We start from the raw sequence: 13,790 nt of genomic DNA on the forward strand, positions 1-13,790 counted from the left end.
GGCGGCGATTTGTCGTCCGCTCCAGGCCACGCCGAACCCGACGCCGCCCCCGGCGCTTCCAGCACCGCAATGCAGCGGACCCGGGACGCGCTGGCCGCGCAGTCCCGGGCGCCCGATCACATCATCGAACTCTCGGCAGCGAGCTACCGCGGGGTACAGGACCTGTCGCGCTCGCTGCGATCCGGATTGCTCGAAGACCGCCGACAGGCACGCAGCACCGCAGGCAAGGGCTCGGGCGGGACCAAGACCACCCAGCTCTGGCGCAGCCTCGAACGGCAGCTGCCGGACGGCTTCAATCCGCGCCACCAGTGGCTCTGGATCATGCCCGCCGGCACGGTCCCCACCTCCGACGCCCTGGAGCGGCTCGAAGAGCGCCTCTTCACCGTCAAGGACGAGGAGCACCACGCGCAGATCCAGGTCATCGGCGCCAAACAGCTCTCCGCCGAGACCCCGGAACGGCTGGTCAATGCGGGCCTCTTCAGCGCCCGCTCCGCGGAGGTCCTCACCGCCACCGAGCCCAAGGAGCTGGACCAGGGCCAGTACGACGGCCGCGACGCCGTCCCCGCCGTCTCCGGGGAGGGCATGCTGGTGCATGCCTCACTCTTCGGCGACCTCGGCGGCTTCGACCCGGGGCTCAGCGGAGACTACGCCGCCGCGCAGTTCTGCCGCCGCGCCCGCGAGGTCGGCGCGCACATCGTCATCGAACCCACCGCCCGGGTGCTCCGCGAGGACCCGCCCCGCCGAGACACCGTCCACCGCCTCGGCGGCACGCTCTACCTCCCTTCCGCCCAGCGGATCAGTCAGATCCGCCGCCGACTCGTCAACGCGCCCCCGATCGCGGTCCCGTTCCTCTGGCTGGGCATGTGGGTCTCCGCGCTGCTGCGGCTGATCGGGCTGACCGTGGTCAAGGCACCCGATGCCGGCGCCGGTCAGTTCTTCGCCACGCTGCGCGCCCTGCTGGGCCTGGGAGCGATCGCCCATACGCGTCGCTTCGCCACCGAGGGCCGCAGAGCCGCCCTGGCCCGACTCAGCCGCGACGAACAGATCAGCTCCGCCGCCGAGCTGCTGCGCGCCGGACGCCAGGCCGAGGCTCGGAGGACGCTGAGCCCCTCCGAGGTCCGGGCGCAGCGACGCTCGGTGATGACCGCTGAGACCGTCTCGGTCCCGCGCACCCGGTTCACCCCCGGGTTCTACGGAGAACCCGATGACACCGGCGAACGCGAGAACAACGAGGACGCCCTGCTCGAGATCGGGGCCTCCGACGGCGAGTTCGACGAGATGCCCTCGCGACGCTCCGGGGACCGACTCGGGCTGTTCCTGATGCTGCTGGCGCTGGCCGGAGCCTCCCTGCTGGCCTTCCGAGACCTGCTCTCGGCGGAGGCGATCACCGGCGGCGCCGCACTCCCGCTGGCAGGTTCGCTGCCGGAGGTCTTCGCCCACTCGGTGAGCTTCCTGGCCGCGGACAGCCTCGGGTCGCTCTCCGCCGCGGACCCGTTCAACCTGTTGCTGCTGGCGCTCTCCGCGCTGAGCTTCGGCCACGGATCCGCCGTGCTCGTCTGGCTGCTGATCCTCGCGCTGCCGCTGAGCGCGCTCAGCGCCTGGTACGCCGCGGGTCTCTGGTCCACCAAGGCCTCCCGACGGGTGGTCTCGGCGCTGCTCTGGACCGCCATGCCCACATTGCACATCGCCGTGGGGGAGGGTCGCATCGGAGCGGTCCTGGTCCACATCCTGCTGCCGGTCGCCGTGGTGGCCACCGTCCGGGCGGTCGGCCGCGCCGCCGTCGGCCTGGGTGTCGCCGGAAGCTGGGAGTACGCCACCGGCGCTGCGCTGCTGCTGATGGTGCTCACCGCCGCGTCCCCGACGCTGCTGCCGCTGGTGGTGCTCGTCGGGGTCGCCCTCGCCCTGATCCTGGGTCGCCGGGGCCGCCCGCTGTGGCTGATCCCGCTGACCTCGCTCGCCGTCGCCGCCCCGATGATCGCCTCCGCCGTCATGCAGGGCAAGAACCTCGCCGCGGTGCTCGTCCATGAGCCGGGCCGTGCGCTCACCGCCGACGCCGCCCCGCTGTGGCAGCAGCTGCTCGGCTTCTCCCGCGCCTTCGATCCCGCCGCCGGACTGGCCTCCGCCGGCGCCGCAGGATCCTGGCTGCCGGCCTACCTTGCCGGGGACTTCTGGAGCCTGCGCATCGCACTGCTGATCGGGCTTCCGCTGCTGATCATCGCCCTGTTGGGCATCTTCACCGGCAGCCGCACGCGGCCGCTGCCGATCGTGGCGGGCACACTGCTGCTCGCGACCCTCGGCCTCTCCGCGCTGGTCGGGCTCCTGGCCGCAGGATCCGACGGCACCGCGGTGATCAGCGGAAACCCTGGACCGCTGGTCTCGGTGCTGCTGTTCTGCCTGCTGGCGGCCGGTATGGCATCGCTGGACCGGTTCCCGCTGGCCTTCCCCCGGGTGGGCGGCACGATCACCCCGGTGATCTCCACGCTGCTCGTGCTTGCCATCGGCGCCTCTCTGGTCCTGTTCTACAGCCCGCGCATGATGCCGGACGCGCCGCTGACCGGTCAGCCGCTGACCGCGGTCAACGCCGCTCCGACGCTCATCGAGGCAGGGGCGCTGCGTCAGCTCCCGGCCACGGCCGCAGACCAGGGCACCGGCCCCGCGCAGCTGCGCACGCTGGTGCTCTCTGCGGCTGATCCCGGTGTGATCGGCGAGCTGGTCTCCGGGGAGGGGCGCACGCTGGACAAGTCCCGCGCGGTGGTCGCCGCCGGTGACATGCCGCTGTGGGCCCAGCCGGACCGCATCCCGAACCTGTTCGGCGGCACCCGCGACGACGCCGTCGGCCCAGCGCAGACGGTCACTGGATTCTCTGCCGCCGAAGAGCGCCTGGCCTCGCTGATCGCCTCGCTGATCACACCCGGGGCGCTGCAGACCGAAGACCTGATGGCAGAGCTGGGCGTGGGCTATGTGCTCATCGACCGGAACGAACCCGCTGTGCTCAGCGACGCCGTGGACACCGCCGCCGGACTCGTTCCGGTGGGGGTGACCGACCGCGGTGAGCTGTGGCGGGCCGAGCTCGATGAGGGTGCGCTGCTGCCCTCCGGGAAGGGCATCTCCGGGGTTCCCACCAGCTGGGCCCGGATCGTGGACCCCCAGGGTGAGGTGCAGGCGCTTCTGCCGAGCCATGCGCAGGCGCTCGACGTCGATCTGGAGCAGGTCACAGCCGACGACGGCGCCGGCCTGGGTCTGGATCCGCAGGGCGAGTACCTGCTGGAACTCTCCACCGAGCACGCGAAGGGCTGGCGAGCCAGCTGGGACGGCCAGGACCTCGAATCTGTGGCGGTGCAGACCGACGCGCCCGCACAGTCCTCCGATGGATCTGCCGCCTGGATGCAGCGCTTCGAGCTGCCCGCGGAGGCGCTGACCGATCAGGGTGCGGGGCTGCACGGTCAGCTCAGCGCAGATCACCGCAGCGGCTACCAGCTGCCGGTGCTGATCACTCTGGGCGTATTCCTGCTGCTGGTGGCGCTGATCGCCATCCCGCTGCCCCGCGGAAGCCGCATGCTTCCCGTGGCAGACACCGATGAGCTGGAGGGACGCCGAGGATGAGCGCCAAGAAGGTCAGGGTCAAGAAGCTCATCAAGGAGCAGCGCCAGGCGCGCAGGCGCGCCATCCGCGACCAGGAGCGCGCCGCCACGCTGAAGGCCAAGCAGGACGCGGCCGCGGCCCGAGCCGAATTGAAGGCTGAAGAGCAGCGGCTGCGCATGGAGCAGCAGCAAGAACGCCGGCAGCGGCAGGAGCAGGAACGCCAGCGCCGGGAGGAGCAGGAACGCCGGCAGCGGGAGGAGCAGGAACGCCGGCAGCGGGAGGAGCAGGAACGCCAGCGCCGCGCTGAGGAGCAGAAGCCGGCCACGGCGGCAAAGGCTGCCCCTGCCGTGGAATCCGCCGCCGAACCGGTCGCTGTCGGGCCTTCCCCTGTCGACACCGGGGCCGACGATCAGATCGAGGCTCCGGCCGACATCGAGACGTCCGCCAGCACCGAGGCTTCGGCCGTCACCGAGACGTCGGCTGCGCCCTCGACTCCTGGAAAGCAGAAACGTCCCGAGGGCACCTGGCGGGACCGCCGCCGTGGAGCCCGGAACAATGACGGCAGCCCTGAGTCCGGCGCGGAGCATACAACCGCCCTCAGGAGACGAAGGGGCACGAAGTCCCGCACGGCCGCCGTCGTCGTGACTGCGGGAGTTCTGGCCACCATGATCGGCTCGGTCGCAGTGGATGGCCTGATGGATGGCCGCTCCGAGGCCGCCATCGGGACTCCCGGAGAGGGCCAGGTGGCGTCAGCGGCGCTGGGTGCCGTCTCCGTGGCCGCTCCGCAGGCTGGGCAGACCTTCATCTGTCCGCCGCTGCCCGGCCAGCCCGATTCGCTGACCACCGATGGCCAGCTCGAGTACCGCGACAGGGACTCCTCGGCCGTCTCACGGTTCTCCGCGGTGCTCTTCGCCACGGATCTCAACGGGTCCTTCCCCGACTCCTGGTGGGCGCAGCTGAACCAGGAGGGCCGCGTCAACGAGGACGTCCTGACCGAAGCATCCTCCGCAGACGCTGGTGAGATCGAGGAGGGCGGGGACACCGCACAGGCGGAGGCCCCATTGACCCAGCGCGAGGCGGTCTATGAGTCAGACCTCGACGTCGCCCGGCCGCCGCTGCTGGAGACCGCCGCGACTGCCGATGGCAGCGCGCCGGCGGCCGCAGCGCTCTATGAGTACGAGGCCGAGGACGGCCCGGTGGCCGGTCTCGCCGTCGGTCAGTGCACCGCCCCCGAACGCTCCCAGTGGTTCTTCGGCCCCGAGACCGCGGCCGGCTCCTCGTCGCTGCTGACTCTTGCGAATCCCTTCGACCGGTCCGCCACGGTAGAGATCACGAGCGTGGACTCCGACGGAGATCGTGGCACCACCGGGACGCGATCCATCGTCGTCCCCGGTCAGACCACCCGCTCGGTCAACATCGCCGGTCTGGCCTCTTCGGGGTCGGACCTGGGTGTCCAGGTCCGCTCAGCCGGGGCGCCGGTCACCGCGCAGCTGCAGTCCTCCCGCGCGTCCGGGCTGACCGGCACCGGCGTGGAGTTTCTTCCCCAGATGACAGCCCCGGGCACCGAGCACCTGATGCCCGGAGTGCCGATCCCCGAAGGCGTCCCCGCCTCCGGAGACGACGACGATGAGGAGAGCACCACGCCGCCGGAGCTCTGGATCCACGTCCCGGGTGATCAGGGCGCGACCGTTGAGCTGCAGGTCTACGGCGAGGACGGCCAGCAGGTCATCGAGACCCCCGGCGTCTTCACCGTGAACGGCGGCGAGATCGACGCCGTGAACCTGCGCGGCCTCGAGCCCGGCGCCAGAGACATCCGCGTGCGCACCGACGTTCCGGCCTATGTGGGGGTGCGCAGCGAGACCGAGACGGGCTCAGACTTCAGCTGGGCGGCTCCAGCCACGGCGCTCGGGGAGGGCTCCGGCACCTTGCTGCCGCAGCTCGGTGCGCCCGAGCTGCACCTGTTCGCCTCCGGCGCCTCGGGCAGCGTCGCCTACCGGGTGATGGACGTCGACGGAGATTTCGGGCCCGAGCAGAACGTCGAGCTCACCGGGGATGGCGCGGGGGTCATCTCCGCCGACGACCTTGCCTCCGCCGAACCTGACGACAGCGAGGACGGCGCCGCGGTGATCGTGTTCTCCGAACCGCAGCTCGACGGCGAAGGCAGCGTCCACGCGACGATGTCCACCACCACAGATGACGGTGCGTTCAGCCTGACCCCGGTCTCACCGCTGCGCGGGGCCGCAGAGTACGTGCCGGTGCGGCTGCTGCGCTGAGCGGTTCGGCCCAGCGCCGCGCGCGAGAAGCGACCGGTCCGATCACGCAGTTCCTGCAGCCCCTGATGGGAGGGTCGCCTGCGACGTCCAGGGTGCCGGTCCGCTTCTGGTGCTCATACCCGGGATGGGGGAGCTGCGCGCTTCCTGTCGCCACCTCGCCCCGGCACTGGTGAAGGCCGACGTCGTGATGGTGGCGCAGGCGGGCCGCCGGCCGCAGTCCCAGCAGCCGGAGATCACCCCGGCCGCAAGCCTCGACAAGTCGTGCCTGCCAGGCATCCGGGGGAGTGGTTGCTAGGGTGGTCTCTCGTGGATTCCTCGCGTCGATGCACCAGAAACAGCTGTGAGCGGCCTGCCGCCGCCACCCTGACCTACTCCTATAAAGACTCCACCGTGGTGGTGGGCCCGCTGAGCGTCTACGCGGAGCCGCACACCTATGATCTCTGCGACCGTCACGCAGCGTCGGTCACGCCGCCACGTGGTTGGGAGGTGCTTCGGCTGACCCTGACCTCAGCGCCGAAGCAGGAGGATGACCTCCTGGCCCTGGCGGACGCCGTGCGCGAGTCCCCGGAGGTCCAAGCCGCCTGGGCGCTGGCCCAAGAGGCCCAGCGTCAGGCAGAGCAGTCAGGACAGTCTGATCCGGCAGCGGAGCGTGGAACAGAGCGCGGCGCTGAGCCCGAGCTGCCCACCCGCTCCACCCGGGACCGAATGGCTCGGCCCGTCCGCGTCGGAGGTCCCGGGATCTCCCGCGGTCATCTGCGCATGCTCGACGACTGAGTCGAGAGCTGAACCGACGCGCGCGTGGACTCCTCAGGCCAGGTCATCCCGCTTCGCAGGCGTTGATAGAGTGACGTGCCAGAGACACCGGGAGGTCACGTGAGCACAGGTCCGCACGCAGAAGCCATGCACATCGGCGAGCTTGCCGATCGCACCGGCCTGTCCCTGCGGACCATCCGCCATTACGGCGACGTCGGCCTGCTTCCGGCCAGCGGCCGCACCGAGGGTGGCTTTCGGCTCTACAGCGAAGCGGACCAGCAGCGGCTGATGCGGATCAAGTACCTCAAACCGCTGGGGTTCAGCCTCGAGGAGCTCTCCGAGGTCGTGGCGCTGCTGGAGCTGGACACCCTCGACGCGGATCAGCGCAATCGGGCGCAAGAGTCACTGGAGCATGTGGACCGGGAGCGCGCCAAGCTCGCGGCCTACCTGGAACAGGCAGATCTGCTGGCCGAACAGCTCAGGAACCAGCTCAGCAGCTGAGGCTGCGCCCACCTGGTGAGACATTGACCACAGAACGTGAACCCTCACCTAACGTTAGGGTAGGGTTCTTGGCGTGACCGGTTAGAGGTTGTCTCACCGGTTCCCCCAATCTTTCCTGCGCAGCGCTGCGCATCCGCACGTCGTATGTAATCCGATGGACACTGCTGTGTCCACAACCCGAGAACGGAGCCTCATGGCACACAAGCCCACGGCCGTCGCCGAGGAGCTGTCACCCGAAGAACGCCAGTCGGTTCTTCGCACACTCAAGTCCCCGCGCCTGCTCAAGACCGAGATCCTGGCCGGACTGGTCGTGGCGCTGGCGCTGATCCCCGAGGCCATCGCGTTCTCGCTGATCGCCGGCGTGGACCCACGCTATGGGCTCTTCGCCTCCTTCACGATGGCGGTCTCGATCGCCTTCCTCGGTGGACGCCCCGCAATGATCTCCGCCGCCACCGCCGCCACCGCCCTGGTCATCGCTCCGCTGGTGGCAAGCCACGGCATCGACTACTTCATCGCCGCGGTCATCCTCGCCGGTGTCTTCCAGGTGTTGCTGGCGGTCATCGGCGTAGCGAAGATCATGCGCTTCATTCCCCGCTCGGTCATGGTCGGCTTCGTCAATGCGCTGGCGATCCTGATCTTCACCTCGCAGTTCCCCGATCTCATCGGCGTCCCGTGGCTGGTCTACCCGCTGGTGGCCCTCGGTCTGGTGGTCATCTACCTGTTGCCGCGGATCACCAGCATCGTGCCGCCGCCGCTGGTGGCCATCGTGCTGCTGACCGTGCTCGGTGTGGTCTTCGCGCTGAACGTGCCCACCGTGGGTGACAAGGGCGAGCTGCCCCAGTCGATCCCCGAGCTGTTCATCCCGGATGTCCCCTTCACCATGGAGACCTTCCAGATCATCGCGCCCTACGCGCTGGGAATGGCAGCAGTCGGGCTCCTCGAGTCGCTGATGACCGCCAAGCTGGTCGACGACGTCACCGACACCCGCTCCGGCAAGGTCCGTGAATCCTGGGGCCAGGGCGCCGCGAACATCATCACCGGCTTCTTCGGCGGCATGGGCGGCTGCGCCATGGTCGGTCAGACCATGATCAATGTGAAGGCTTCGGGTGCGCGCACCCGCATCTCCACCTTCTGCGCCGGGATCTTCGTCCTGATCCTCGCGGTTGCGCTCGGCGACGTCGTCGCGATGATCCCGATGGCCGCGCTGGTGGCCGTGATGATCTTCGTCTCCGTCGCCACCTTCGACTGGCACAGCATCAAGCCTTCGACCCTGAAGATGATGCCCAAGTCCGAGACCGCGGTCATGCTGGTCACCGTCATCGCCACCGTCTGGACGCACAACCTGGCCATCGGTGTGGGCCTCGGCGTGCTCACCGCCATGGTGCTCTTCGCCCGCCGGGTGGCTCACCTGGCCACCGTGGAGCGCCGGATCGAACAGCACTTCGGTGAGGAGATCGCGAAGTACGAGGTCAGGGGCGAGCTGTTCTTCGCCTCCTCCAACGATCTCTACACCCAGTTCAACTACGCGGAGGATCCCGACCACATCGTGATCGACATGTACAACTCCCACGTCTGGGATGCCTCCACCGTGGCCTCCCTGGACGCGATCACCGAGAAGTACTCCAAGTACGGCAAGCGGGTGGAGATCTCTGGTCTCAACACCGCCAGCGCCGCTCTGCACGAGCGGATGGCCGGAAACCTCGGCGCCGGTCACTGACCAGCCCCGCAACAGCCTGAACTGAATGCACAGAGGGCCGGTGTCGTCGGATGACGACGCCGGCCCTCTGCTGTGCCCTGCGCGGTAGGCTTGGGCCATGCCCAGTGCCCAGTCCTCCGTCGCGCCGAGCCCCACACCGGGGCGGGCCGCCGTCGCACTCTCTGACGATCTGCTGAAGATCCTGCGCTGTCCGGTCAGCGGCAGCACCCTGCGCCAGGACGGGGATCAGCTCATCTCCACGGATGACCCCAGCCTGCGCTACGCGATCGAACGCGGCGTGCCGACGCTGCTCGCCCCGCGCTGAGCCTCTGCCCGCCGCACGTCACCAAGCACGTCACCAAGCACGGCATCGAACTCTCACCCGACACAGCAGAAGGATTCCTATACCTATGAGTTTTGACTACCGCATCGCGGACATCTCCGCGCACGAAGCCGGCCGCCACCAGATTCGGCTGGCCGAGCACGAGATGCCCGGGCTGATGTCCCTGCGCGCGGAGTACGGCGACTCCCAGCCGCTGGCCGGAGCCCGCATCGCCGGTTCGCTGCACATGACCGTGCAGACCGCCGTGCTGATCGAGACCCTCACCGCCCTGGGCGCCGAGGTCCGCTGGGCCTCCTGCAACATCTTCTCCACCCAGGACGAGGCGGCGGCCGCCGTCGTCGTCGGTCCGCGCGGAACTCCTGAGGACCCGCAGGGCGTGCCGGTCTTCGCCTGGAAGAACGAGTCCCTCGAGGAGTACTGGTGGACCGCCAGCCAGATCTTCGCCTGGCCCGGTGTGGATGAGGATCCCACCGTGGGTGCGAACATGATCCTCGACGACGGCGCCGACGCCACCATGCTGGTGCACAAGGGCGTCGAGTTCGAGGCCGCCGGCGCCGTGCCCTCGGCGCAGGACTCCGATCCCGAGGAGTACCACTACGTGCTGGCCACGCTGCGGAAGTCCCTCGAGGAGAACCCGCAGCGCTGGACCGGGATCGCGAAGAACCTGCGCGGCGTCACCGAGGAGACCACCACGGGTGTGAACCGGCTCTACCAGTTCGCCCGTGACGGGAAGCTGCTGTTCCCGGCGATCAACGTCAACGACTCGGTCACGAAGTCCAAGTTCGACAACAAGTACGGCGTCCGCCACTCGCTGCCCGACGGCATCATGCGCGCCACCGATGTGCTCATCGGCGGCAAGGTCTCCGTGGTCTGCGGCTACGGCGATGTGGGCAAGGGTGCCGCCGAGGCGCTGCGCGGCCAGGGCTCCCGGGTGATCATCACCGAGATCGACCCGATCAACGCGCTGCAGGCAGCCATGGACGGCTACCAGGTCGCCCGCCTGGAAGACGTGCTGGAGACCGGGGACATCTTCATCACCACCACCGGCGGCAAGGACATCATCTCCGCCGAGGCGATGCAGAAGATGAAGAACAAGGCCATCGTCGGCAACGTCGGACACTTCGACAACGAGGTGGACATCGCAGGCCTCGCCGCGATCCCCGGCGTGCAGAAGGTCGAGATCAAGCCGCAGGTGCACGAGTGGGTCATGCCTGCCGACGGCTCCCGCGCCGAGGGCCACTCGATCATCCTGCTCTCCGAGGGTCGGCTGCTGAACCTGGGCAACGCCACCGGACACCCCAGCTTCGTGATGAGCTCCTCGTTCGCGAACCAGACCATCGCGCAGATCGAGCTCTTCGCCAAGACCGCACCGGACTACACCGGCGAGGACCGCTACGAGACCGACGTCTACGTGCTGCCCAAGGTCCTCGACGAGAAGGTCGCCCGGCTGCACCTGGACGCCCTCGGCGCCCGGCTCACCGAGCTCTCCAAGGACCAGGCCGACTACCTCGGCGTGGACGTGGCCGGCCCGTACAAGCCGGAGCACTACCGCTACTGATTCCCCCAGCTGATCCCTCAGGCAGAGCCTGAGGTGCGACGGCGTCCCCAGCAGCCCCGGCTGTCGGGGGCGCCGTCTGCGTCGGGCCTCATGCCTGTGCGCTGCACACGTTCGTGCCGCGCCAGGTTCAGGCTTCTTCAGTCTTGCGACAGATTGCTGCAGGGGGCTTGCTGAGGGCGTGCGGGGAGCCGGGCGCGGAGGACGACGCGGCTCGATTCGATGCCTGCAGGATTCACAGTCGAGGAGTCAGCGGTGGTTCGGTGCGGCGTTGCCCCGTGGCTTCGAAGGCGGCGGCGATCTGCAGCAGCCGGGCATCCTCATAGGGGCGTCCGGCGAAGGTCAGCCCCACCGGCATCCCGGTGTCCGCCATGGTGCCCATGGGCACCGTCACCGTGGGAATCCCCAGGTGGCGCCAGACGAGATTGCCGTTGGCGACCCATACCCCGTTGCGCCAGGCCAGCTCGGCCGAGTCCGCCGAGACGTCTGCATCCGCCGGCCCGACGTCGGCCACCGCGGGAAAGGCGATGACGTCGAAGCCGTGGTGATCCATCCACTGCTCGAAGTCGAGCTCGCGGGTGCGGACGAGCCCTTCGATGCCGTCCTGCATCAGCGGAATGCCCGCCAGGTGCAGGTCGGGGTGGGCACGCACCAGCTCCGGCAGGGTTGCGATGTCATCATCGAAGCCGTCGTAGCGATCCGGCAGAGCCCCGGGCGGAGGCGGAAAGATCTGGCTGCCGTCGACGCGGACGAGGCTGTGCAGGGCTGGATCCGCGTTGGCCGCCAGGAAATCCTCACAGGACCAGGCAGAGAGCAGCCCCACCTCCTGGCGGAGGTACTCCTCCGACACGAGCCCGCGGGTCTTGATGGTCGGAGCTCCCGGCCGGTCCCCCTCGTAGTTGGACACCACCGGTAGGTCGCTGCGGGTGAGCGTGGCGCCGGCGGCGGTGAGGCTCTCGACCGCGGCCTCCCACAGCTCGAGCACCGAGGCTCGCGGGAGCACCCTTCGTCCGGTGGATCCCCCGATGCCGGTCACCCCGTCGAATCTGGGCGCGGCGGTGCCAGCCTCAGGATCCTCGCCCAGGTACATCCGGGGCGCGCCGATGTTCAGCCCTCCCAGCACCTCGCGGGCAGCAGAAGGGTCATCTGCCGCAAGGGCGGCGTAGGAGTCCGGGCGCAGCGCAGAGGCCGGTGGCAGAGCGAGCCAGGGCTGAACCCGCCAGAAGTCCCCGCGGGGCTGCGCGTCATCGGCGACGATCACCTCCAGCACCTCGAGCATGTCGGACATCGTGCGGGTGTGCGGCACGGCGACGTCCATGGTCGGCACCAGCGGCCAGTTCCCCCGCATCGAGATGACGCCCCAGGAAGGGGTGTAGGCGCAGAGCGCGTTGTTCGAGGCCGGTGCCCGACCGGAGGACCAGGTCTCCTCAGCCAGCCCGAAGCTGGCGAAGCTGGCCGCGGTCGCCGTGCCGGAACCGTTGGAGGATCCGGAGGCGAAGGCGGAAGTCAGGAACGCCGAATTGTAGGGGCTCTCGGCTCTGCCGTAGAGGCCGCGCTGCATCCCGCCGTTGGCCATCGGAGGCATGTTCGTCAGCCCGAGCAGGATCGCTCCCGCGCCGCGCAGCCGCTCCACGACGAAGCAGTCCTGCTGTGCCACCAGGTCCGCGAAGGCGGGGGAGCCGGCGGCCACGGTCAGCCCGGCGGCCTTGTAGCTGTCTTTGGCGGTGTAGGGGATTCCTTCGAGCGCGCCCAGCGGTTCGCCCGCGGCACGCCGCGCGTCTGAGGCACGAGCCTCCTCGAGGGCTCGTGGATTCATCACCACCGTGGCGTTGAGTCGGGGACCGTGCTGGGTGTCCTGCCGGTCGTACGCCTCGATCCGGTCCAGATACGCCTTCACCAGCTGCTCGCTGGTGAGCGCGCCGCGATCCAGGGCGTCGCGCAGCTGGGCGATGGTGGCTTCGACGACGTCGAAGGCGCTCTCCGGTGACCCGCTCATCGGTCCGCCTCTCCGTCGACCAGGCTCAGCGGCGCCGAGTGGCTCACGGCGGAGGGCTGCTGCTGCGTGATGCAGTGGATGCCGCCGCCGAAGCGCAGGATGTCTCGGGCGTCGAGAAGTTCGATGCGCCGGTCGGGGTAGGCCTCGGCGAGGATCGCGGCGGCGGTGTCGTCGTTGGGGTCGTCATAGGCGCACAGGGCCACCACCCCATTGGCCACATAGTGGTTGATGTAGGTCCAGTCCACATGCGCGCCGTCATCGAGGATGGTGGCCGGCGCCGGGACGTCGATGATGCGGAACGGATCGCCGGCGGCATCGTGAGCCGTCTCCAGGAAGGCGCGCAGCTCGCGGGTCACCTCGTAGTCCGGGTGGGCCGGGTCGTCCTGGCGGTGCAGCAGGATGCTCCCGGACGGGGTGAAGGCCGCGAACATGTCCACGTGGCCGCGGGTCCCGTACTCCTCATAGTCCCGGGTCAGTCCGCGTGGGAACCAGACGGCATGGGTGGTGCCCAGTGCGGCGTGGATCTCGGCCTCGATCTGTCCATGGGACTGTCCAGGATTCCGGCCGACATCGCGCTGGACCGTCTCGGTCAGCAGCACCGTGCCGCGACCATCCACGTGGAAGCCCCCGCCCTCATTGACCAGCAGGCTGGTGACCCGCGCGGCTCCCGAAACTGCAGTCACGGCGGCCGCGATGTGCTGATCGCGGGTCCAGTTCGCCCAGCTCTGCGCGCCCCAGCCGTTGAACGCCCAGTCCACCGCGGCGAGCTCGCCATCGGCCCGATGGACGAAGGTCGGCCCGATATCGCGCATCCAGGCGTCATCCAAGGGCATCGGCCGCAGCGTGACTGCGTCGCCGAGCAGCTCCTGGGCCACCGGCAGGTCCAGCGGATCTGCCACCACGGTGACGGGTTCGTGATCGGCGATCACCCGGGCGACCCGACCCCAGGCCGCGCGGACGGCGTCCAGGGTGGCTGAACCGGGGTCGCCGAAGGTTGTGTTGGCAGGTGGGAAGGCCATCCAGGTCCGGTCATGCGGCGCCCATTCCGGGGGCATCCGGAGCGGGTCGTGGGGCGAGGTCATAGGGCTCCG

Annotated in this window: 9 protein-coding genes; 7 read left to right on the top strand and 2 right to left on the bottom strand. The window is 69.4% G+C overall.

What is annotated here, in order from left to right:
• The first annotated feature begins 9 nt into the window (after nucleotides 1-9).
• The 7 genes from LTI14_RS11400 to ahcY all read left to right on the top strand — a co-directional run bounded on the left by LTI14_RS11400 (nucleotide 10) and on the right by ahcY (nucleotide 10,706).
• A complete protein-coding gene (locus tag LTI14_RS11400) occupies nucleotides 10-3,603 on the top strand; it encodes a hypothetical protein (protein ID WP_241476578.1) in 3,594 nt (1,197 codons plus the stop codon).
• Nucleotides 3,600-5,855, top strand: a complete 2,256-nt coding sequence (locus LTI14_RS11405; protein WP_241476579.1) for a DUF5719 family protein — start codon at nucleotides 3,600-3,602, stop codon at nucleotides 5,853-5,855. The genes LTI14_RS11400 and LTI14_RS11405 overlap by 4 nt, the downstream gene beginning before the upstream one ends.
• A gap of 306 nt (nucleotides 5,856-6,161) precedes the next feature.
• Nucleotides 6,162-6,629, top strand: coding sequence for a DUF3499 domain-containing protein (locus LTI14_RS11410; RefSeq protein WP_241465133.1), 468 nt, complete (start codon nucleotides 6,162-6,164; stop codon nucleotides 6,627-6,629).
• A 99-nt stretch (nucleotides 6,630-6,728) separates the two neighbouring features.
• Nucleotides 6,729-7,109, top strand: coding sequence for a MerR family transcriptional regulator (locus tag LTI14_RS11415; RefSeq protein WP_370642696.1), 381 nt, complete (start codon nucleotides 6,729-6,731; stop codon nucleotides 7,107-7,109).
• A gap of 193 nt (nucleotides 7,110-7,302) precedes the next feature.
• The gene (locus LTI14_RS11420) at nucleotides 7,303-8,826 is read left to right on the top strand and encodes a SulP family inorganic anion transporter (RefSeq protein WP_241465132.1); all 1,524 of its coding nucleotides are present in this window, start codon (nucleotides 7,303-7,305) and stop codon (nucleotides 8,824-8,826) included.
• 97 nt (nucleotides 8,827-8,923) lie between these two features.
• Nucleotides 8,924-9,130 (top strand): hypothetical protein, encoded by a 207-nt coding sequence (locus LTI14_RS11425; protein ID WP_241465131.1) that lies wholly within the window; start codon nucleotides 8,924-8,926, stop codon nucleotides 9,128-9,130.
• Nucleotides 9,131-9,215: 85 nt separating this feature from the next.
• Nucleotides 9,216-10,706 carry an adenosylhomocysteinase gene (gene ahcY, locus LTI14_RS11430; RefSeq protein WP_241465130.1) on the top strand — a complete coding sequence of 497 codons (1,491 nt, stop codon included), beginning with the start codon at nucleotides 9,216-9,218 and terminating at the stop codon, nucleotides 10,704-10,706.
• Nucleotides 10,707-10,938: 232 nt separating this feature from the next.
• Here ahcY and LTI14_RS11435 read toward each other — a convergent pair whose 3' ends face one another.
• Both LTI14_RS11435 and LTI14_RS11440 read right to left on the bottom strand, forming a co-directional pair.
• Nucleotides 10,939-12,699 (bottom strand): amidase, encoded by a 1,761-nt coding sequence (locus LTI14_RS11435; protein WP_241465129.1) that lies wholly within the window; start codon nucleotides 12,697-12,699, stop codon nucleotides 10,939-10,941.
• Complete coding sequence (locus LTI14_RS11440) at nucleotides 12,696-13,781, bottom strand: agmatine deiminase family protein (protein ID WP_241476581.1); 1,086 nt, start codon at nucleotides 13,779-13,781, stop codon at nucleotides 12,696-12,698. Before LTI14_RS11440 ends, LTI14_RS11435 begins: the two co-directional genes overlap by 4 nt.
• Nucleotides 13,782-13,790 lie beyond the last annotated feature (9 nt).

It is taken from the genome of Nesterenkonia sp. YGD6 (assembly GCF_022565895.1).
Taxonomy (GTDB): domain Bacteria; phylum Actinomycetota; class Actinomycetes; order Actinomycetales; family Micrococcaceae; genus Nesterenkonia.

Excerpts from the sequence above, each read along its gene's own strand:
- LTI14_RS11405 (WP_241476579.1), top strand. The coding sequence starts at position 3,600 with ATGAGCGCCAAGAAGGTCAGGGTCAAGAAGCTCATCAAGGAGCAGCGC.
- LTI14_RS11420 (WP_241465132.1), top strand. The coding sequence starts at position 7,303 with ATGGCACACAAGCCCACGGCCGTCGCCGAGGAGCTGTCACCCGAAGAA.
- LTI14_RS11425 (WP_241465131.1), top strand. The coding sequence starts at position 8,924 with ATGCCCAGTGCCCAGTCCTCCGTCGCGCCGAGCCCCACACCGGGGCGG.
- ahcY (WP_241465130.1), top strand. The coding sequence starts at position 9,216 with ATGAGTTTTGACTACCGCATCGCGGACATCTCCGCGCACGAAGCCGGC.
- LTI14_RS11435 (WP_241465129.1), bottom strand. The coding sequence starts at position 12,699 with ATGAGCGGGTCACCGGAGAGCGCCTTCGACGTCGTCGAAGCCACCATC.
- LTI14_RS11440 (WP_241476581.1), bottom strand. The coding sequence starts at position 13,781 with ATGACCTCGCCCCACGACCCGCTCCGGATGCCCCCGGAATGGGCGCCG.